Raw genomic sequence first — 1,338 nt, 5'->3', positions numbered from 1 at the left:
GTCGATGCAGCCGTGGTTGGTGACGTCTTCGGCAATCAGCTCCAAGCCGAGCGCGGCCAGGTGGCTGTAGAAGACGCTGGCCCAGTAACCCTCGTACTGGGTGATGGGGTTGGCGCGGTACCAGTCGTGCGGGATGGCGGCAAACAGCGCCTTGAAGCTGGCTTCGATGGCCGGCAGCGCAGCTCGCCGCAAGTGCTGCCGCAGATCGTGCCGCTGGCGCACGGCGCTCGAAGCGTGCCCCGTCCAGGCACCAGCCAACGCTTCGTTGAGCGCCATGCGCACTTCCCGATTGGGAAAACCCAGCCGATACAGCGGTGGCGGCGGGTCGCGTTCGACCTCATGGATGGTGAGATACCCGGTCTGCCACAGCAGCGCCTCCAGCGCCATGTCGCCGACATCGAAGCGCGACAGCAGCTGATCCCCGGCGTACAAGCGCTCGAGCTCGGGCAAATACGTGCGCCGCCGCGTGAGCTCCTCGACCAAAAAGGTCGGCGTGCCGGTCTCGAACCAGTAGGGGCGAAATTCGCGTTTGTCAAACAGCAGCAGCACATCGAACGGGTTGTAAACCGCCTCGCCCAGCCAGTTGTAGCCGTTGTACCAGTCGCGAATGGCTTGCCGGTCCAGCCCCTGCAGCTCCGGTGCGAAGACCGTATCGAGATCAGTCTCGGTGTAGCCACAAATGGCCGAGTAGGCCGCATCGACCGTGATGTCATTGAGGTTGTTCAGCCCCGAGAAGATCGAGACCTTGCTGAATTTGGACACGCCGGTCAGAAACGCAAAGCGGATGTGCGCGTCGCTGTCTTTGATCACCGAGTACAGATTGCGCAGCCCCTCGCGCAGGCTGTGGGCGACGTCGGGCTCACTGAGGTTGTCCAGGATCGGTTTGTCGTATTCATCGACCAGCACCACGGCACGCTGGCCGTGGTGGGCAACGACGCGCTCGATGAGTTGCTTGAAGCGCAGGTGGGTGTCGCGCGGCGGCGGGGCGATCTCCACCCCCAGCCGGTGCGCGTTGTCATCGAGCAGAGCGTGGATGTGTTCGTCCAGGTCTTCCCTGTCTTGCAGCCGCCCGCCGCCAAAGCTCAAGCGGATCACCGGATACTTGCGGCTCCAGTCCCACTTGTCGTGCACGAAGAGACCCCGGAAAAGCGGCTCGTTGCCGGCAAAGAGCTCGGCCAGCGTGTCGAGAAAGAGGCTTTTGCCAAAGCGCCGCGGGCGCGAGAGGAAGTAGTGCGAGCCCGACTCGATCAGGCGCAGCGCAAACGCGGTTTTGTCGACGTAGTAGTAGGCGTTGTCTTCGCGGATCTTGGCGAAGGTCTGGATGCCGATGGGGAGCTT

At 63.2% G+C, this 1,338-nt stretch carries 1 protein-coding gene; it reads right to left on the bottom strand.

What is annotated here, in order from left to right; translation table 11 throughout:
* A partial coding sequence (locus Tchar_RS13450; RefSeq protein ID WP_144329480.1) for an ATP-binding protein occupies positions 1 to 1,338 on the bottom strand: 1,338 nt, incomplete at both ends.

It is taken from the genome of Tepidimonas charontis (assembly GCF_007556685.1).
Lineage (GTDB): Bacteria > Pseudomonadota > Gammaproteobacteria > Burkholderiales > Burkholderiaceae_C > Tepidimonas > Tepidimonas charontis.
The sequence above is the reverse complement of the archived record's forward strand: the minus strand, read 5'-3'. Positions and strand labels throughout refer to the sequence as shown.